The 17916-nt window shown below is 71.1% G+C and carries 18 protein-coding genes; 2 read left to right on the forward strand and 16 right to left on the reverse strand.

Translation table 11 applies throughout. The features are described 5' to 3' along the window. Nucleotides 1-40 precede the first annotated feature (40 nt). Nucleotides 41-589 (forward strand): DUF1697 domain-containing protein, encoded by a 549-nt coding sequence (locus tag ACWGH4_RS14205; RefSeq protein ID WP_453459951.1) that lies wholly within the window; start codon nt 41-43, stop codon nt 587-589. Between the two features lie 407 nt (nt 590-996). On the opposite strand, the gene ACWGH4_RS14210 is transcribed toward ACWGH4_RS14205, so the two are convergent. The 16 genes from ACWGH4_RS14210 to ACWGH4_RS14285 form a co-directional block, all read right to left on the reverse strand. Further along, nucleotides 997-2289, reverse strand: a complete 1293-nt coding sequence (locus ACWGH4_RS14210) for an MFS transporter (RefSeq protein WP_453459954.1) — start codon at nt 2287-2289, stop codon at nt 997-999. Then, complete coding sequence (locus ACWGH4_RS14215; RefSeq protein WP_453459957.1) at nt 2286-2774, reverse strand: MarR family winged helix-turn-helix transcriptional regulator; 489 nt, start codon at nt 2772-2774, stop codon at nt 2286-2288. Before ACWGH4_RS14215 ends, ACWGH4_RS14210 begins: the two co-directional genes overlap by 4 nt. A 92-nt stretch (nt 2775-2866) precedes the next feature. After that, the gene (locus ACWGH4_RS14220; protein WP_453459959.1) at nt 2867-3604 is read right to left on the reverse strand and encodes a sirohydrochlorin chelatase; all 738 of its coding nucleotides are present in this window, start codon (nt 3602-3604) and stop codon (nt 2867-2869) included. A gap of 6 nt (nt 3605-3610) precedes the next feature. After that, complete coding sequence (locus ACWGH4_RS14225) at nt 3611-4519, reverse strand: ABC transporter permease (RefSeq protein WP_453459962.1); 909 nt, start codon at nt 4517-4519, stop codon at nt 3611-3613. Continuing rightward, complete coding sequence (locus ACWGH4_RS14230) at nt 4506-5300, reverse strand: ATP-binding cassette domain-containing protein (protein ID WP_441261341.1); 795 nt, start codon at nt 5298-5300, stop codon at nt 4506-4508. The genes ACWGH4_RS14225 and ACWGH4_RS14230 overlap by 14 nt, the downstream gene beginning before the upstream one ends. A 37-nt stretch (nt 5301-5337) precedes the next feature. Next, nucleotides 5338-6444: an ABC transporter substrate-binding protein gene (locus ACWGH4_RS14235; protein WP_453459965.1), complete on the reverse strand. Its 1107-nt coding sequence runs from the start codon at nt 6442-6444 to the stop codon at nt 5338-5340. A 218-nt stretch (nt 6445-6662) separates the two neighbouring features. Then, a complete protein-coding gene (locus ACWGH4_RS14240; RefSeq protein WP_453459968.1) occupies nt 6663-8003 on the reverse strand; it encodes a sulfate adenylyltransferase subunit 1 in 1341 nt (446 codons plus the stop codon). A 2-nt stretch (nt 8004-8005) separates the two neighbouring features. Further along, on the reverse strand, nt 8006-8941 hold the full coding sequence (cysD, locus tag ACWGH4_RS14245; protein ID WP_441261344.1) for a sulfate adenylyltransferase subunit CysD: 936 nt from the start codon (nt 8939-8941) through the stop codon (nt 8006-8008). Nucleotides 8942-9063: 122 nt separating this feature from the next. Then, nucleotides 9064-9630 (reverse strand): adenylyl-sulfate kinase, encoded by a 567-nt coding sequence (gene cysC / locus ACWGH4_RS14250; RefSeq protein ID WP_453459972.1) that lies wholly within the window; start codon nt 9628-9630, stop codon nt 9064-9066. Beyond that, entirely contained in the window at nt 9630-10331 is a 702-nt protein-coding gene (locus ACWGH4_RS14255) for a phosphoadenylyl-sulfate reductase (protein ID WP_441261346.1), read from the reverse strand. The genes cysC and ACWGH4_RS14255 overlap by 1 nt, the downstream gene beginning before the upstream one ends. Then, nucleotides 10328-10507, reverse strand: a complete 180-nt coding sequence (locus tag ACWGH4_RS14260; RefSeq protein WP_078951228.1) for a hypothetical protein — start codon at nt 10505-10507, stop codon at nt 10328-10330. The genes ACWGH4_RS14255 and ACWGH4_RS14260 overlap by 4 nt, the downstream gene beginning before the upstream one ends. Beyond that, nucleotides 10504-12201 (reverse strand): nitrite/sulfite reductase, encoded by a 1698-nt coding sequence (locus ACWGH4_RS14265; protein ID WP_441261347.1) that lies wholly within the window; start codon nt 12199-12201, stop codon nt 10504-10506. The genes ACWGH4_RS14260 and ACWGH4_RS14265 overlap by 4 nt, the downstream gene beginning before the upstream one ends. A gap of 114 nt (nt 12202-12315) precedes the next feature. After that, entirely contained in the window at nt 12316-12399 is an 84-nt protein-coding gene (locus ACWGH4_RS14270) for a putative leader peptide (protein ID WP_310650533.1), read from the reverse strand. A 140-nt stretch (nt 12400-12539) separates the two neighbouring features. Further along, complete coding sequence (locus tag ACWGH4_RS14275; RefSeq protein WP_453459977.1) at nt 12540-13109, reverse strand: GNAT family N-acetyltransferase; 570 nt, start codon at nt 13107-13109, stop codon at nt 12540-12542. Nucleotides 13110-13122: 13 nt separating this feature from the next. Then, complete coding sequence (locus tag ACWGH4_RS14280) at nt 13123-14403, reverse strand: GAF domain-containing protein (RefSeq protein WP_453459980.1); 1281 nt, start codon at nt 14401-14403, stop codon at nt 13123-13125. Nucleotides 14404-14716: 313 nt separating this feature from the next. Further along, nucleotides 14717-16366, reverse strand: coding sequence for an acyl-CoA dehydrogenase family protein (locus ACWGH4_RS14285; protein ID WP_453459982.1), 1650 nt, complete (start codon nt 16364-16366; stop codon nt 14717-14719). A gap of 17 nt (nt 16367-16383) precedes the next feature. On the opposite strand from ACWGH4_RS14285, the gene ACWGH4_RS14290 reads away from it, so the two are divergent. Beyond that, nucleotides 16384-17535 carry a YihY/virulence factor BrkB family protein gene (locus tag ACWGH4_RS14290; RefSeq protein WP_453459985.1) on the forward strand — a complete coding sequence of 384 codons (1152 nt, stop codon included), beginning with the start codon at nt 16384-16386 and terminating at the stop codon, nt 17533-17535. The last annotated feature ends 381 nt before the right edge of the window (nt 17536-17916 follow it).

The following is a 17916-nucleotide window of genomic DNA, read 5'->3' on the forward strand; positions in this document are numbered from 1 at the left end:
CCTCCCCCACGGGGCACGGCGACCGCCTTATTGTTCGAGCATGACGACGAGGTACGCGGCACTGCTCCGCGGGATCAACGTGGGTGCGGGCAAGCAGGTCCCCATGGCGCGACTGCGGGGGCTCATCGGCGACTTGGGCCACGGCGATGTCGCGACCTATCTCCAGAGCGGCAACGCCGTCTTCAGCAGCGAGGAGAAGGACGAGGACGCGCTCGCCGCCGGCCTGGAGCAGGCGATCGAGGAGGCGTTCGGCTTCCATGTCGACGTCCTGGTGCGCGACGGGCGGTATCTGAAGGCGGTCGCCGACGCCTGCCCGTTCCCCGCCGCCTCGCTCCAGGGCAAGCAACTCCACGTCACGTACTTCTCCGAGCGGGTCGCTCCCGACCGGTTCGCACCCGTCGACGCCGCGGCCTACCTGCCGGAGGAGTTCCGGCTGGGCGACCGCGCACTGTATCTGTACGCGCCGGAAGGCCTCGGCCGCTCCAAGCTCGCGGCGGCGCTCGCCAGGCCGGGGCTGCTCAAGGGCGTCGTCGCCACCAGCCGCAACTGGAACACCGTCGTCAAACTGGTGGAGATGACCCGCGACTGACCCCGCGCCGGAGCCGGCGCCGGGCGGACTCCGACAAGACCCCTGAATCGCGAACCTCGACGTGGCGCAATGCGGAAAAGGCTGTACCGGCGGTCGTCCGGGGAATCGGTCGCGGCTGGTACGACCGGGTGGACACGGCCAGTTGGAGTCCTGCGTACTTGGGGGCCGTTCCCAAGGAAGGCGCCACATGCAATGGCGTCATCTTCCCTGTCGTACCGGAGCAACTCAGGGCCTTCGCGCGACGTGAATCCGGGTACCGGATCATGCGGATCCCGTCGCGCGACATTTCCATGCTGGACGGGAGTAAGAGCCCTCCGGTCGGCACCGTGTAGGTATTTCGCCAACGTCGCCCAGCGTTCTCCGAGCGAGCGCTTCCCCATCGTCCATTCCTGTGTGGACGCCCGGGCCTAACCAGCGACCGCCGCCGCGTCGGCGACTCCAGGGGCAGTCGGCTTCGCGGCAGCGGGCGGCGTGCGGTAGGCGCGAAGTGGCGCGTTGGTCGCGGACACGGCGGCGATCGCCAGGATGGCGGACAGCCCGCCGAAGACCAGGGAGAAGGAGGCGGAGGTGGCCGACGCCAACAGGCCACCACGGAAGTTGCCGAGTTCGGGGCCCGCGACACCGATGACGTGTTCCACCGAGGAGACCCGCCCCCGGTACGCGTCCGGTGTCTCCAATTGGACCAGGGCACCGCGGGTGACGACGGACACGGTGTCGGCAGCGCCCGCCACGGCCAGACAGCCGAGCGCCAGCCACAACGGCCCCGCCAGGCCGAAACAGGCCAGCGCCAGGCCCCAGACACCGGCCGCGGAGAGCTGCACCAGGCCGGCACGGCGCCGGCGCGTCACCGTCCCGGAGAGCAGACCGGCCGTGATCCCTCCGACAGCGACGGCCGAGAGGAACAGACCGAGGGTCTGCGGGTTTCCCCCGAAGCGGATCTCGTTGACCAGCGGGAAGAGCGCGATGGGCATGGCGAGCAGCGTCGCGGACAGGTCGGTGGCCATCGAGCCCCACAGCGTCGGGCGGCGCAGGACGATCCGCCAACCGCCACGCTCCGGCCGGCGCCTGCCGCCTGCCGCGTCGGCGCCTTCGGGCCGCATGGCAGGCAGGCGGATCACCGCGAGCATCGAGACGGCCACGGCCACGGCCTGGATCGCGTATGCGGCAGGGAAGTCCCAGCGAGCGATGATCAGCCCGGCCGTCGCGGGACCGATCAGCATCGCTGCTTGAAAGGACAGGTTGGTCAGCGCAAGACCGGCAGCGACCTGGTCGCCCGGCAACAGCCGGACCGGGAAGGTGCGCCGGGCAGGAGCTCCGAGAGCGCTGCAGCTCGTCCCCACGGCCACCAGGGCGAACAGCGGCAGCACGTTGCGGTTGTCCGCCATGGCCAGGGCACACAGCCCCGCGGCGGCCAGCAGTTGGCCCACGGTGGTGGCCCGTACCACCGCACGGCGGTCGAAGGTGTCGGCCAACGTGCCGCCGAGCAGCCCGAACAGCACCATCGGCAGGCCGGTGACGAGGCCGATGGCGCCGGTGCCCACCGGGCTGCCGGTCAGGTCCCAGACCTGGGCCAGCACCGCCACGTTGGCCATCTGCCCGCCGAGTTGAGAGGCGGAGGTGCCGATCCACAGGTCGCGGAACGACTGACTGCTGCGCAGCGGGCGGATGTCGAGGAACCGGACACGGACACGTCCCTTCATCGCGGTGGCTCGACGAGGTGGTCGAGGATCCGCTGCCGCATCGACCGGTGTTCCAGTGCCCGCCGTACCTCCTCGACAACGGTGGTCATCGCGTACGGGATCTCGCTGTCCAGCTCGGCGACCGTCTTGTGGGTGGCGCGCCACTCCGCCTCCAGGACCGGCACCAGCGATCGGCCGCGCTCTGTCAGGTCGATTCGCCGGGTGCGGGCGTCGGGCCCCGGCTCGGAGGTGACGAGATCCTCCTTGCGCATGGCGGCGACGGTCTGGCTGATCGCGGAGTGCGAGCGGTTCAGGGACTTCGCAAGCTCGCGAATGGTCAGTGGTCCGGTGTGGGCGAGCCGGATCAGCGGATAGGCGAATCTGGGCCTCACCCCCACGATGCCGCGCTCGACGTAGAGCTGCTCGATCTCCGCGTCCATGGCGGCCAGGAGTTCGTGCAGGGAGTGCCAGGGATCGGGAAGTGCCGTGGGATCGGAGGATGTCACAGCGCTAATATAACAGTGCTGCGATAAATTGGGCCCGACCAAGCAGCGCTGTCACACTCCAGGGAGCGGCGAAGGCCCGGGCGCCGGTTCGGTCAGGCGGTGGCCGCCAAGAGGTGCTGAACCCCCGCCTCGTCGTAGCGGCGCAGCAGCAGCCGCGCCAGCTCCGGCGAGTCGCCCAGCACGTCCGCCACCACGTCCGCCTCCGCGGCGCCCGCCGCGATGCGGTCGGGCAGCCGGCCGGGAGCGATCACGTACGGGGCCACGGCCACCCGCGCGCAGCCGTCGGCCCGCAGCGCGCGGACCGCGTCCTCGGTACGGGGAAGGGATGCGGAGGCGAACGCAGGCCGCACGGCGCACCAACCGGTGTGCCGCAGCTCCCGCGCTGTGTGAGCGATCACTGCGATCGCCTCCGGGTCTGTGGAGCCCGCGGCGGCCAGCACCAGGCCCGTCGAGCTCATGTCCGCCGGCGTGAGACCCGCCTCGTACAGCCGCCGCTGGACGGAGGCCAGCAGCAGCGGCGACGGGCCGAGGACCTCCGCCTGGCGGATCCGCAGCGCCGGAGGCGCCTGACGCAGGACCGCCGGGATGTCGGCCTTGGCGTGGAAGGCGCGGGTCAGCAGCAGCGGCAGCGCCACCACGTCCCGGACCCCCTCGGCCGCCAGCCGGCCGAGGACCTGCGGCACCGCCGGGGCGTTGAAGTCGAGGAACGCCGTCTCCACCCGCAGCCCCGGCCGCAGCGAGGACACCCGCCGGGTCAGGGCGTGGACGGTCGCCGCGTGCCGCGGGTCACGGCTGCCATGCGCGACGACAAGGAGGACAGGGCTGTGCATCGGCGGTCAGCTCCTGACGAGAAGACCGCGGCTGCGCAGGATCCACCGCTCCAGCGGACTGAAGACCAGCAGGTCGATCGCGATACCGACGATCAGGATCAGGAGGATGGCGAGGAACACACCCGGCATGTCGGCGTTGTTGCGGCCGTTCTCCAGCAACTGGCCGAGCCCGAGCCCCAGATCGGGGGAGGAGGCGATGATCTCCGCCGCCATCAGCGACCGCCAGGAGAACGCCCAGCCCTGCTTCAGCCCCGCCACGTAGCCCGGCAGCGCCGCCGGCATCACGATGTGCCAGGTGCCCCGCAGCCCGGTCGCGCCGAGCGTGCGGCCCGCCCGGAGGAACAGCGGCGGCACCTGGTCCACGCCGGAGACCAGGCCGTTGGCGATCGAGGGGACCGCGCCCAGCAGGATGACGGCGAACATCATCGAGTCGTTCAGGCCGAGCCAGATCACGGCGGGCGGCACCCAGGCGACCGACGGCAGCGACTGGAGCCCGGACAGGACCGGACCGATCGCCGCGCGCACGAACCTCACCCGCGACACCAGCAGGCCGAGCGGTGTGCCGATGGCGAGCGCCAGCAGGAAGCCCAGCAGACCGCGGGAGACGCTGGTCCAGATGACCTCGAACAACGTGCCCTGAAGCCACATGTCGGACAGGCCGTCCCACACCGTGGACGGCGCGGGCAGCTTGTAGTCCGGGGCGACCTCCGCCCACACGAGCCCCTGCCAGGCCACCAGCACCAGCGCCACGGCGGTGACCGGCGGCAGGACCTTCTTCAGCAGCACCTCGCGCACCGGCGTGCGGTTCACCTGCACCGCGTCGAGCGCGTCGAGGCCCGCCTCGAGACCCGCCAGATCGTCGGACCTCGCCGCGCCCTTCCCGGTGGCCGTTCCGGTCGTGTCAGTGCTGGCCATGTCGGCGGATCTCCCCACGCAGTTCTTCGGTGATCTCGACGGACAGCTCCGCCACGGCGGGGTCCTCGATGCGTCGCGGCTGGTCGATGTCCACGGTCCACTCCCGCGCCACCCGTCCCGGCCGCGACGACAGCAGCACCACCCGCTGGGCGAGGCGCACCGCCTCGCGGACGTTGTGCGTGACGAACAGGACCGAGACGTTCGTCTCCCGCCAGATACGGGTGAGCTCGTCGTGCAGCACATCGCGGGTGATGGCGTCGAGCGCCGCGAACGGCTCGTCCATCAGCAGCAGCTGGCTGTCCTGCGCCAGGGCCCGCGCCATCGCGACCCGCTGCCGCATACCGCCGGACAGCTCGTGCACCCGCTTGCCGAACGCGCCGCCGAGCCGCACCAGCTCCAGCAGCCGCTCCGCCTCCTCGCGCCGGGCGCCCTTCGGCACCCCGCGCAGCCGCAGCGCGAGCTCGATGTTCTTGCCCGCGGTCAGCCACGGGAACAGCGCGTGCTCCTGGAACATCAGGGCCGGCCGCCCGCCGGGGGTCTCGATGGACCCCACGGTCGGCCGGTCGAGTCCCGCGACCAGGTTCAGCAGCGTCGACTTGCCGCAGCCCGAGGCTCCCAGAAGGGTGACGAACTCGCCCGGCGCGACATCGAGCGTGATGTCGTCCAGGACGAGCTGCGGCCCGGTGGGCCCGTTGAAGGACTTGGAGACATGCCCGATGCGAGCCGCGTACTCGTGCTCGACACCGACGCGGTCCTCGGCCTTGGCGATGGCAGTGGCCATGGTCGTCACCTCCTGGGAAAGTCGGATGCTTTACGGGTCACTTGACGCCGAGTCCGGCGTCGGCGACCTCGGGCCGGCCCTCGGCCGCGAGGACCTTGTTCAGCGGCTTCAGGTCGTAGATCCCGGCGAGGTCGGGCTGCTGGAGCAGGCCCGTCCGCACCGCGTGCTCCGCCTGCGCGTCGAGGGTGGCGGCCAGCGGGTCGTCGGTGAAGCGGATCGACTTCCACGCCGGGTCGATGACCTCGGGCGGCAGCGGCTTGCCGGTCAGCTCCTGGAGCTTCGCGTTCGCCGCTTCCTTCGCCTTGTCGGGGTTGGCGTTGATCCAGGCGTTCGTCCTCACCGTGCCGCGCAGCACCGCCTCGACGACGTCCGGGTGCTCGTCGAGGAACGTCTGCGACACGATGATGTTCGTGATCACGAACTTCTTGTCCGGCCACAGGTCCGACTCGTCCAGCAGCACCTTCGCGCCGTCGCTCACCAGCTTCGACGCGGTCGGCTCCGGCACCCAGGCGCCGTCGACCGAGCCGGACAGATAGGCGTTCGGGGTGACCTTGTTCTCGGTGCGGACCACGGAGACGTCGCCCTTGCCGGTCTCCGCGTCGACCTTCCAGCCCTGCTCCGCGATCCAGTTGAGGAACGCGACGTCCTGGGTGTTGCCGTGCTGCGGGGTGGCGATCCGCTTGCCCTTGAGGTCCCCGAGGCTCTTGATCTTCTTCGGGTTCACCACCAGCTTCACCCCGCCGGAGGCGGAGCCGCCGATGATCCGCAGGCTTTCGCCCTTGGACTTCACATAGCCGTTGATCGCCGGCGAGGGACCGATGAAGCCGATGTCGATGGACCCGGCGTTGAGCGCCTCGATCTCCGAGGGACCGGCGTTGAAGGTCGAGGCCGACACCTTGGTGCCGCCCAGTTCCTTCTGGATGATGCCCTGCTGGTCACCGACCAGGGCGGTGGCGTGGGTGAGGTTCGGGAAGTACCCGATCCTCACGGTGTCGAGACCGCCGGTCTTCTCGCCCTTGGCGGCGGGAGCGACCGAGTCGTCCTTGGCCTGGGAGCCGTAGCCGCAGGCCGTCAGGACGACGGCGATCAGCGGCACGGCGGCGGCGGCGAAGCCGCGCCTCAGGAAGGTACGGGTGGCTGGCACGGGAGGATTTCCTCTCGTAGGCCCGGTCTCACGTCATGTGCGACGCTGCCGGGTCGTCGGCGGACAAGCGGGGTCTTCGGCGGTACGGGGTGCGGGCGCGCATGCGGTGCGCGTACGTCATCGCGCACATCGCGCCACCCCGCCCGTACCCGCGCCGAGCGCCCCGCTGCCGACGCGGCCGCCCTCCTTGGCGAAGGTCGAGAAGATGTCGGTCATCGTCAGAAGTCCCAGCCCTCGTCGTCCACGGCGGGAGCCGTGTCCTCGGCGGCGAACGCGTCCCCGGCCATGCCGGCGGCGAGCGTGGTGCCGTCGGCCGGGTCGATCAGCAGGAACGAGCCGGTGCGGCGGGAGTGGGCGTACGAGTCGAGGGCCAGCGGCTCCGCGGTGCGGACCTTGACGCGGCCGATGTCGTTCGCGACGAGCCGGCCGGGCTCAGGGTGCTGGGAGAGGTCGTCGAGGGTGAGCCTGGAGGGGATCTCCTTGACGATCGCCTTGACCGTGCGGGTGGTGTGCTTGAGCAGCACCCGCTGGCCGACGGTGAGCGGCTCGTCCGCGACGTGGCAGACGGTCGCCTCGATGTCCTGCGTGGTGGCGGGCGCGTCGTCGCTCGGGACGATGAGGTCGCCGCGGGAGACGTCGATGTCGTCCTCCAGCAGCAGCGTGACGGACTGCGGCGTCCAGGCCACGTCCACGGACCGGCCCAGCAGGTCGATCCCGGAGATCTTCGACGTGCGGCCGGAGGGCAGCACGGTCACCGACTCACCGACGCGGAAGGTGCCGGCGGCGATCTGCCCCGCGTAGCCGCGGTAGTCGGGGTGCTCGGCGGTCTGCGGACGGATCACGTACTGCACGGGCAGCCGGGCGTGGCAGGACGTCAGGTCGTGGCTGACGGGGACGGTCTCGAGGTGCTCGAGCACGGTCGGCCCGCCGTACCAGTCCATGTTCGCGGACGGGTCCACCACGTTGTCGCCGGCCAGCGCCGAGATCGGGATGGCGGTGATCTCCGGGACGCCCAGGGAGGCGGCGTACGCGGTGAACTCCTCGGCGATCTTCGCGAAGACGGACTCCGCGTAGTCCACGAGGTCCATCTTGTTGACGGCGAGCACCACATGCGGAACGCGCAGCAGCGCGGCGACCGCGGCGTGGCGGCGGGTCTGCTCGACGACGCCGTTACGGGCGTCCACCAGCACGACCGCGAGCTCCGCCGTCGACGCGCCGGTGACCATGTTGCGGGTGTACTGCACATGGCCCGGGGTGTCGGCGAGGATGAACCGCCGCCGCGGGGTGGCGAAGTAGCGGTACGCCACGTCGATGGTGATGCCCTGCTCGCGCTCGGCCCGCAGGCCGTCGGTGAGCAGCGCCAGGTCGGGGGTCTCCTGGCCGCGGCTGCGGGAAGCGTGCTCGACGGCCTCGAGCTGGTCGGCCAGCACCGACTTGGAGTCGTGCAGCAGCCGCCCGACCAGGGTGGACTTGCCGTCGTCGACGGACCCGGCGGTGGCGAAACGCAGCAGGGTGGTGGCGGAGAGCTGTTCGGCCAGCTGCTCGGTGGGGCTGGTCATCTTTAGAAGTACCCTTCGCGCTTGCGGTCTTCCATCGCGGCCTCTGACAGCTTGTCGTCGGCGCGGGTCGCGCCCCGCTCGGTGAGCCGGGAGGCGGCGATCTCGGCGATCACGGCGTCCAGCGTGGTGGCGTCGGAGTCGACGGCGCCGGTGCAGGACATGTCGCCGACGGTGCGGTAGCGGACCAGCCGCTTCTCCGGCGTCTCCGTGTCCTTGGGGCCGCCCCACTCGCCGGCGGTCAGCCACATGCCGGACCGCTTGAACACCTCACGCTCGTGCGCGAAGTAGATCTGGGGGAGTTCGATCTTCTCCCGCTGGATGTACTGCCACACGTCCAGCTCGGTCCAGTTGGACAGCGGGAAGACCCGCACATGCTCGCCGGGCGCGTGGCGGCCGTTGTAGAGCTGCCACAGCTCCGGCCGCTGACGGCGCGGGTCCCATTGCGAGAACTCGTCGCGCAGGGAGAACACCCGCTCCTTGGCGCGCGCCTTCTCCTCGTCGCGCCGGCCGCCGCCGAACACCGCGTCGAAACGGTGCTGCTGGATGGCCTCCGTCAGCGGCACGGTCTGCAGCGGGTTGCGGGTGCCGTCGGGCCGCTCGCGCAGCTTGCCGGCGTCGATGTACTCCTGCACCGAGGCGACGTGCAGCCGCAGCCCGTGCCGGGCGACGGTGCGGTCCCGGTACTCGAGCACCTCGGGGAAGTTGTGACCGGTGTCCACGTGCAGCAGCGAGAACGGCACCGGCGCCGGCGCGAACGCCTTCAGCGCCAGGTGCAGCATGACGATCGAGTCCTTGCCGCCGGAGAAGAGGATCACCGGCCGCTCGAACTCGCCCGCCACCTCGCGGAAGATGTGCACGGCCTCCGACTCGAGAGCGTCCAGGTGGGAGAGCGCGTACGGGCTGTCGGTGCCCTCGTGGACAGTGGCGACGGTCGTCATGCGGTGACCCCTTTCGTGATCCCCCAGAGCTGACGCCTGGGAGGTGCCCCCATCTCGGCCTGCACGGCGCGAAGGTGCGGGAATCGCGGTCGGCTGCGGCCCGGCTGCCGCGCTTGCGTCGCTCACAGCAGGCCCCGCTCGCCGAGCAGTGCGTGGAGCGCCGCTGCGGACTCCTGCACGGTCTGGTTGTGCGACTCGATCCGCAGATCGGGCGACTCGGGCTCCTCGTACGGGTCGTCGACACCGGTCAGCCCGCTGATCTCACCCGCGGCCTGCTTCGCGTACAGGCCCTTCACGTCGCGTACCGAGCAGACCTCGACCGGAGTGGCGACGTGCACCTCCAGATAGGGCGTGCCCTCGCTCAGGTGGCGCTTACGCACCGCGTCCCGGCTGTCCGCGTACGGGGCGATGACCGGCACCAGGACCTTCACACCGTTGGACGCCAGCAGTTCGGCGACGAAACCGATCCGCTGGACGTTCGTGTGCCGGTCCTCGCGGGTGAAGCCGAGGCCCGCGGAGAGGAACTCGCGGATCTCGTCACCGTCGAGGAGCTCGACACGGTGGCCCTCCGCGCGCAGCCGGCCCGCCAGCTCGTACGCGATGGTGGTCTTGCCGGCGCTCGGCAGACCCGTGAGCCAGATGGTGGCTCCGGTCACTTCCTTCTCCTGAATCTCCGGTGTGTACGTCATCAGCCGTGCAGCCCGCACTCGGTCTTGCCGCGCCCGGCCCAGCGGCCGGCGCGCGCGTCCTCGCCCTCGAGCACCCGGCGGGTGCAGGGCGCGCAGCCGACGGAGGCGTAGCCGTCCGTCAGCAGCGGGTTGGTGAGCACGCCGTGCTCGGCGACGTAGGCGTCCACGTCGTCCTGCGTCCAGCGGGCGATCGGGGAGACCTTGACCTTCTGCCGCTTCTCGTCCCAGCCGACGACCGGGGTGTTCGCCCGGGTGGGGGACTCGTCGCGGCGCAGGCCCGTGGCCCATGCTTCGTAGGCGGTCAGGCCCTCTTCGAGCGGCTTGACCTTGCGCAGCGCGCAGCACAGGTCGGGGTCGCGGTCGTGCAGCTTCGGGCCGTACTCGGCGTCCTGCTCGGCCACCGACTGCCGGGGCGTCAGCGTGATGACGTTGACGTCCATCACCGCGTCCACGGCGTCGCGGGTGCCGATGGTCTCCTCGAAGTGGTAGCCGGTGTCGAGGAAGACGACATCCACGCCGGGCAGCACCCGGGAGGCGAGGTGGGCGACCACCGCGTCCTCCATCGAGGAGGTGACACAGAACCGCGGGCCGAAGGTCTTCACGGCCCACTCGAGGATCTCCAGGGCGGAGGCCTCCTCGAGGTCCCGGCCCGCCTGTTCGGCCAGCGACTTGAGATCCCGGCCGGCCTGAACCGTCGTCATATCTCTTCCCCTCCACCGTCGTTGCGCTGAAGTCCTCGCGTCAGCAGACCGAGGAACTTCAACTGGAATGCGCGGTTGCACGCCGCGCATTCCCAGGCGCCGTGACCTTCTTCGCTGGGGCGCAGATCCTCGTCGCCGCAGTAGGGGCAGTAGAACGGTGCCGCACGCTCGCTCATGAGAGGGCCTCCTCGGAGGCCCTGGCCGCCCAGGTGGCGAAGCGCTCGCCGTCGGCGCGCTCAGCCTCGAAGCGCCTGAGGACCCGCTCCACGTAGTCCGGAAGCTCGGCCGAGGTGACCTTCAGGCCGCGCACCTTGCGGCCGAACGCCGGGTCGAGCCCGAGTGCGCCGCCGAGGTGGACCTGGTAGCCCTCGACCTGGTTGCCCTCGTCGTCCAGCATGAGCTGGCCCTTGAGACCGATGTCGGCGGTCTGGATCCGGGCGCAGGCGTTGGGGCAGCCGTTGAGGTTGATGGTGAGCGGCTCCTCGAACTCGGGCAGCCGCCGCTCGAGTTCGTCGATGAGGGCGGAGCCGCGGCCCTTGGTCTCGACGATGGCCAGCTTGCAGAACTCGATGCCGGTGCAGGCCATCGTGCCCCGCCGGAAAGGCGAGGGCGTGACCCGCAGGTCCAGCGCCTCCAGGCCGGCGACCAGCGAGTCGACCTGGTCCTCCGTCACGTCGAGCACGATCATCTTCTGCTCGACCGTGGTGCGCACGCGGCCGGAGCCGTGGTTCTCCGCCAACTCGGCGATCTTGTTGAGGGTCGCCCCGTCGACGCGGCCGACGCGGGGTGCGAAACCGACGTAGAAGCGGCCGTCCTGCTGGCGGTGGACGCCGATGTGGTCGCGCCACTGCTGCGCGGGCTGCTCGGGGGCGGGACCGTCGACGAGCTTGCGCTTCAGGTACTCGTCCTCGAGGACCTGGCGGAACTTCTCGGGGCCCCAGTCGGCGACGAGGAACTTCAGCCGGGCGCGGTTGCGCAGCCGGCGGTAGCCGTAGTCGCGGAAGATCGAGACCACGCCCTCCCAGGCGTCGGGGACCTCGTCCAGCGGGACCCAGGCGCCGAGGCGGACGCCGAGCTTGGGGTTCGTGGAAAGGCCGCCGCCGACCCAGAGGTCGAAGCCGGGGCCGTGCTCGGGGTGCTCGACGCCGACGAAGGCGACGTCGTTGATCTCGTGCGCCACGTCGAGCAGCGGCGATCCGGAGATCGCGGTCTTGAACTTGCGGGGCAGGTTGGAGAATTCCTTGTTGCCGATGAACCGGCGGTGGATCTCCTCGATGGCCGGGGTGCCGTCGACGATCTCGTCCTGGGCGATGCCGGCGACCGGCGAGCCGAGGATGGTGCGGGGCGTGTCACCGCAGGCCTCGGTCGTCGACAGGCCGACGGCCTCGAGCCGCCGCCAGATCTCCGGGACGTCCTCGATCCGGATCCAGTGGTACTGCACGTTCTGCCGGTCGGTGAGGTCGGCGGTGCCGCGGGCGAACTCTTGCGAGATCTCGCCGATGACCCGCAGCTGCTCGGTCGTCAGCCGCCCGCCGTCGATACGCACGCGCAGCATGAAGAACTCGTCGTCCAGCTCCTCCGGTTCCAGGATCGCGGTCTTGCCGCCGTCGATCCCGGGCTTGCGCTGGGTGTAGAGGCCCCACCAGCGCATACGTCCGCGCAGATCGGCGCCGTCGATCGAGTCGAAGCCCCGGTGCGCGTAGATCGTCTCAATGCGTGTCCGCACATTGAGACCGTCGTCGTCCTTCTTGGTCTGCTCGTTGCCGTTCAGGGGTGTGTGGTGCCCCATGGCCCACTGGCCCTCGCCACGGTGGCGTCCGGCCTTGCGGCGGGGCGTGACGGAGTCGGGCTTTTCAGGGCTGGCGGCCATGGTGATAGTCCTTCGAGACTGCAGGAGGGCGGCTCTGAGCTGCACACTCGCGGGAAGCGCGACGGTGCGCAGGGCGGGGTGAAGAAAATGCGGAAGTGCGGCGGTGCTGAACTCTCAGCAGGCCGGACAGATGGCGCTGGACATGCGGCCGAGGTCGACGTGCCGCCGACTCACCAAGGCAATTCCAGTGCTGGACATGACGGAAGCGTGTCATGGGACTTTGGACCCAGTCCACCTTCATCCAAAATGTGGACAACACTGTCCCGCATCGCGAGACAGTGTGTCATGGGTCACCGGAGAACGTACGCCGAGCCGCCGGGCGGGACCGTTCGGCAGTCTCAGACCGCGGCACCCGGCCACGGGCCGGGAGCGGAGACCTCCGCCTCCTGCGTGACCTTCTCGTCGAAGACACGGAACCCGCGCCGCAGGTAGTTGTCCATCGCGTGCGGACCGTCCAGGGAACAGGTGTGCAGCCACACCCGCTTCGTCGGCGCGATCCCCGGCCACCGCTCCGCCAGGTCCCAGGCACGGGCCACCCCGGCCGACAGAAGATGACCGCCGATCCGGCGGCCGCGGAAGGCAGGGATCAGCCCGAAGTAGACGATCTCCACCACGCCGTCGTCCTGCGCCTGGAGCTCCACATAACCGGCCGGCGTCCCCTTCTCGTACGCGACCCACGTCTCGACCCCCGGGCGGTCCAGCAGCTCCCGCCACTCGGCGTACGTCATGCCCAGCCGGTCCGTCCACCGGACGTCCCCGCCGACCGCCGTGTAGAGGAACCGGCTGAACTCGGGCGAAGCGATCTCGGCGCGGACGACACGTATGTCCTCCCCCGGGGCGGCCGACGGCCGCTGGTCGTCGGGGGAGGTCTGTTCGAGGGACCAGGTGGTCACGGTGACGGTGCTCATGCGCGACAGCGAATCACGCCACCCGCCCCCGACGCACGGCCGGGGCGCTCGAGTGCGGCAGCAGGTCCGCCGGCCGCTCGGGCAACACCAGCTCCACCTCCACCTCCTCCGAGAAGCGGTACGGCCGGTGGGCCAGGACCTGCGCGAGATGCCGCCGCAGCCGGGACATCTCCGCCCGCACCGTCACCGTCCGCGTCGGATCCTCGAAGAGGTCCTGCGCCAGCTGCGCCGCCGACCGCCCGTCACGGAACCGCGCCAGGACGTACAGCAGCTCGGCATGGCGGGGGCTGAGCTCGTGCGACCAGCTCCCCGAGGCGCCCGTGACGGTGACACACGGCCGCCGCGGCCGGCTCAGGTCCAGCACCACCCGGCCCGGCTCCGCGGCATCGGGAGACGCCTCGTCGAGACGTATCAGCCAGCCGCCCGGCAGCGGCTCGAGCGTGCACAGACCGAGCGACGGCAGCCACAGCCGGCCTGCCCTCACCGAACTCGGCAGCGGCAGCCGGCCCGGCGGCGCCATGCCCGTCACCGCCGCCGGCCAGCCGTTCGCGTCCACCGCCACCGCACGGCCGCCCAACCGCCCCAGCAGCGGAGAAGCGACACTGCGCAGCCGGTCGAGAGCCTCATGGTGGCGATTGCGCAGCTCGGCCTCCGCGAGGCGGGCCACCGACGTGACCAGCGCCAGCGTCGCCGGATGCATCGTCGAGAGCGGACCGCTGATGTCGACGACCCCTATCAGCCTGCCGTCCCGCGGATCCGTGATCGGCGCCCCCGCGCACGTCCACGTGTGGTGCGTGGAGACGAAATGCTCGGCGGAGTGCACCTGCACCGGACGCCGGGACACCAGAGGAGTACCGACACCGTTCGTGCCGACCAGCTCCTCCTTCCAGTCGGCGCCCACCACGAACCCGTGCGAATCGCCCTTGCGGAGAACGGCCGCGCTCCCCTCCCGCCACAGCAGCCGGCCCTCGGCGTCCGCGACGACCATGATGTGCTGCGCGCCCTCCGCCATGGAGACCAGCCCCTCGCGCAGCACCGGCAGCACCTCCAGCAACGGCGAGGCGAGCCTGCGCCGCTCCAGCTCCTCCAGCGGAAGCAGCCCGGCCCTGCGGTCCCGATCCGGGTCCAGGCCACGACGCAGCATCCGCTGCCACGACTCGTCGATGTCAGCGCGGGGCCCCACCTTCGGCCGGCGGCCGGACAGGGCGGCGTCCCGCACACCCTTCAGCAGCCGCAGGGCCTCGGCGGTGTCCATGGCCGCGAGTCCGGCCAGATCGAGCGATGCGTTCTTCACGGGTCCTCCTCGGCGACGCCGGCGTCCGGTGTGCGGGGGTGGCCGCCCCAATCCTCCACCCGCCCGGCCGCCGCGCGCCGCGATATGCCACACAAGGATGCAACCCTTTGCAACCGTCGCGAAGGGGCGTGCGCGTGTACGAAGGTGACGGAACACCGGTTCGCCGGTGTGGGTGGTGCCGTGTCGGCGCAGCACCACCCGTCAACCGTCCCGGGTGCGGGCCCTCTCACAGCGGCCCGCACCCGTTCGGTGTCTCGGGCCCGTCCGGTGTCTCGGGCCGGCGTTCGTCCCGGTCCCCGGGGCGGCCCGGAGATCACACCACCGCGCGGGCACGCTCCACGATCGAAGCCAGATCCAGCGTGTGCGGAAGCGAGCCGAACACCGAACCGCCGTCGCCGCCCAGACGCGACGCGCAGAACGCGTCCGCCACCTCCGGCGGGGCCCACCGCACCAGCAGCGAACCCTGCAGCACCAGCGCCATCCGCTCCACCAGCCGGCGCGCCCGTGCCTCGATGCCGTCCAGATCCGCCAGCTCCGTCAGCAGACCCTTGATCGCCCCGTCCAGCCGGTGGTCAGCGCCCCGCGCCTCGCCCACCTCCTGGAGGAAGGCGTTCAGCGCCGACGGCTCCCTCTGCAGCGCCCGCAGCACATCGAGCGCCTGCACATTGCCCGACCCCTCCCAGATCGAGTTCAACGGCGACTCCCGCAGCAGCCGCGGCATGCCCGACTCCTCCACATAGCCGTTGCCGCCCAGACACTCCAGCGCCTCCGCCACCACCGGCGTGCACCGCTTCGCCACCCAGAACTTCGCCGCGGGAACCGCCAGCCGCAAGAACGCCCGCTCCCGCTCCGTGTCCGCGTCGTACGCCGCCGCCAGCCGCATCCCCAGCGTCGTCGCCGCCTCCGACTCCAGAGCCAGATCGGCCAGCACATTGCGCATCAGCGGCTTGTCGATCAGCAGCCCGCCGAACGCGCTCCGGTACGCCGTGTGATGGATCGCCTGCGCCACCGCCTGCCGCATCAGCGCGGCCGAACCGAGGACACAGTCCAGACGGGTCGCCGCCACCATCCCGATGATCGTGCGCACCCCCCGCCCCTCCTCGCCGACCCGCCGCGCCCACGTCCCCTCGAACTCGACCTCGGCCGAGGCGTTGGACCGGTTGCCGAGCTTGTCCTTCAGCCGCTGGATCCGGAAGACGTTCCGGCTCCCGTCCTCCAGCACCCGGGGCACCAGGAAACAGGTCGGCCCGCCCCGCCCCGTGGCAGGCGACACCTGCGCCAGCACCAGGAAACCGTCGCTCATCGGAGCCGAACAGAACCACTTGTGCCCCGTCAGCAGGTACTCGCCCTCCTGCCCCAGCGGCTCGGCACGCGTCGTGTTCGTCCGCACGTCACTGCCGCCCTGCTTCTCCGTCATGGCCATCCCGAACAGGACCCCACGCTTCGACGACGCCGGACGCAGAGCCTCCTCGTACACGGCCGACGTCAGCCGCGGCTCCCACTCGGCGGCCAGCACCGGATCGGTACGCAGCGCCGGCACCGCGGCGTGCGTCATCGACACCGGACAGCCGTGGCCCGCCTCGACCTGCGTCCACACCAGGAAACCGGCCGCCCGGCGGACATGCCCGCCCGGCCTGCCCCAGGCATTCACCAGACCCGCGGAGACGGCACGGCCCAGCAGCCGGTGCCAGGCCGGATGGAACTCCACCTCGTCGATCCGGTGCCCGTACCGGTCGTGCGTCCGCAGCCTCGGCGGAAACCCGTCCGCCTGCGCCCCCCACTCCTGGGCCTCGGCCGAGCCCGCCGCCCGTCCGAGCCCCGAAAGCTCCTCGCGCGCCGCCTCACCGGCCCCCTCCGCCACATGCCGGTCGACCGCCTCCGCGAGGGCACGGTCGGCGGCGAACACGTCGTACCCCACCAGGGGCGGAGGCTGGTTGGTCACTGTGTGGGTGCTGGCTGCCATGCCGATACGGTAAGGAGGTGCAGGCAGCAAACGAAACACCCGAGCGGCCGTCGGGCCGGCTCCACCGGGCCCGAGTCCTCTACCGCAACGTCTCGAAGCGGAAGATGGCATGGCTGCTGCTGAAAGACACGGTCAATTCGTGCATCGAATACCGCATCCTCGGCCTGGCGGCCGAAGCGGCGTTCTTCACACTGCTGTCCGTCCCGCCGCTGATGCTCGGACTGATCGGCCTCCTCGGCTACATCGACGACTGGACCAACACCACCACCGTCGCCTCCATCGAGGAGAACATCCTCACCGCCGTCGGCACCGTCCTGTCCGACCGCGGCGTCAACGACATCGCCAAACCCCTGCTCGAGGACGTCACCCAGGGCGGCCGGCCCGACCTCATCTCCATCGGCTTCGCCATCGCCCTGTGGTCCGGGTCGCGGGCCGTCAACGTCTTCATCGACACCATCACCGTCATGTACGGGCTCGACGGCCACCGCGGCATCGTCGCCACCAGGCTGCTGGCGTTCCTGCTGTACATCGTCGCCCTGCTGATCGGCGCGGTCGTACTGCCGCTCGCCGTCGTCGGCCCCGACCGGGTCGTCGAACTCATGCCCTGGGGCACGGAAGTCGTCCGGCTCCTGTACTGGCCCGTCGTCATCCTCCTCTCCATCGCCTTCCTGACCACGCTCTACCACGTGTCCGTGCCCGTCCGGTCCCCCTGGGTCGAGGACATCCCCGGCGCCCTCGTGGCCCTCGGCATGTGGATCCTCGGCAGCTTCCTGCTGCGCATCTACCTCACCAGCCAGGTCGAAGGCCCCACGATCTACGGCTCCCTCGCCGCGCCCATCGCCTTCCTGCTGTGGATCGGCATCTCCGCGTTCGCCGTCCTCGTCGGCGCGGCCGTCAACGCCGCGATCGACCGCGTCTGGCCGTCGGTCGCCACGGCCGCGGCCCGTGCCGCGAACGAACGGGCCCGCGCCGCCGACGCGGCGCAGCTGCTGGCACGGGCGAGGGCCGCGGAGATGCACGGCGACGGGGACGACGCCGACGACGACGAGGACGGCGGCGGGGACATGCCGTCCGAATTCCCGGAGCGCTGGTCGAAGTTTCTGCCGGTGGACGACGTGCGGGCGCGGCTGCACACGACGAAGGAGAACGGCCGGGAGGGCCGCGAGTAGTTCTTCGAGCGCTGCGCGCTCGGGCGTGACCGGGCCTTCTCCGGGCCGGCCCGGTGTCGGCCCTGCGGGCGTGGCCCGGTCGTGTGTTGCCCCCGGCGGGGCGTGGCGCCCCGCGGGCGTGGCCCGGTCCCGAGCGGCCGGCCCGGTCAGGGCGCGGCGCTGTAGGGGTTCGCCCCTGGGGCGTGGCTCGGTCCAGTGGCGTGTCGCCCTGGGGGCGGGGTCCGGCACGGGGGGCGTGTCGCCCGTGCGCCCGTCTCGTGCGGGGTGCAGTGCGCCCCTTGCGGGGCGTGGCTGCGCCGGTGGTGGGTGCCGGGGGGCGGGGCCTCCGGAGGGGGGTGTCCGGAATGGCTGTCCTCACCGCGCTGCGCGCGAGTTGCGACG

The sequence above is a fragment of the Streptomyces sp. NPDC054847 genome, assembly GCF_053610925.1.

Bases quoted from the DNA above. Each gene is read 5' to 3' on its own strand.
- cysC (WP_453459972.1), bottom strand. From the start codon at position 9,630: ATGACGTACACACCGGAGATTCAGGAGAAGGAAGTGACCGGAGCCACC.
- ACWGH4_RS14265 (WP_441261347.1), bottom strand. From the start codon at position 12,201: ATGGCCGCCAGCCCTGAAAAGCCCGACTCCGTCACGCCCCGCCGCAAG.
- cysD (WP_441261344.1), bottom strand. From the start codon at position 8,941: ATGACGACCGTCGCCACTGTCCACGAGGGCACCGACAGCCCGTACGCG.
- ACWGH4_RS14270 (WP_310650533.1), bottom strand. From the start codon at position 12,399: ATGTCCAGCACTGGAATTGCCTTGGTGAGTCGGCGGCACGTCGACCTC.
- ACWGH4_RS14275 (WP_453459977.1), bottom strand. From the start codon at position 13,109: ATGAGCACCGTCACCGTGACCACCTGGTCCCTCGAACAGACCTCCCCC.
- ACWGH4_RS14255 (WP_441261346.1), bottom strand. From the start codon at position 10,331: ATGACGACGGTTCAGGCCGGCCGGGATCTCAAGTCGCTGGCCGAACAG.
- ACWGH4_RS14205 (WP_453459951.1), top strand. From the start codon at position 41: ATGACGACGAGGTACGCGGCACTGCTCCGCGGGATCAACGTGGGTGCG.
- ACWGH4_RS14260 (WP_078951228.1), bottom strand. From the start codon at position 10,507: ATGAGCGAGCGTGCGGCACCGTTCTACTGCCCCTACTGCGGCGACGAG.
- ACWGH4_RS14210 (WP_453459954.1), bottom strand. From the start codon at position 2,289: ATGAAGGGACGTGTCCGTGTCCGGTTCCTCGACATCCGCCCGCTGCGC.
- ACWGH4_RS14225 (WP_453459962.1), bottom strand. From the start codon at position 4,519: ATGGCCAGCACTGACACGACCGGAACGGCCACCGGGAAGGGCGCGGCG.
- ACWGH4_RS14285 (WP_453459982.1), bottom strand. From the start codon at position 16,366: ATGGCAGCCAGCACCCACACAGTGACCAACCAGCCTCCGCCCCTGGTG.
- ACWGH4_RS14220 (WP_453459959.1), bottom strand. From the start codon at position 3,604: ATGCACAGCCCTGTCCTCCTTGTCGTCGCGCATGGCAGCCGTGACCCG.
- ACWGH4_RS14230 (WP_441261341.1), bottom strand. From the start codon at position 5,300: ATGGCCACTGCCATCGCCAAGGCCGAGGACCGCGTCGGTGTCGAGCAC.
- ACWGH4_RS14240 (WP_453459968.1), bottom strand. From the start codon at position 8,003: ATGACCAGCCCCACCGAGCAGCTGGCCGAACAGCTCTCCGCCACCACC.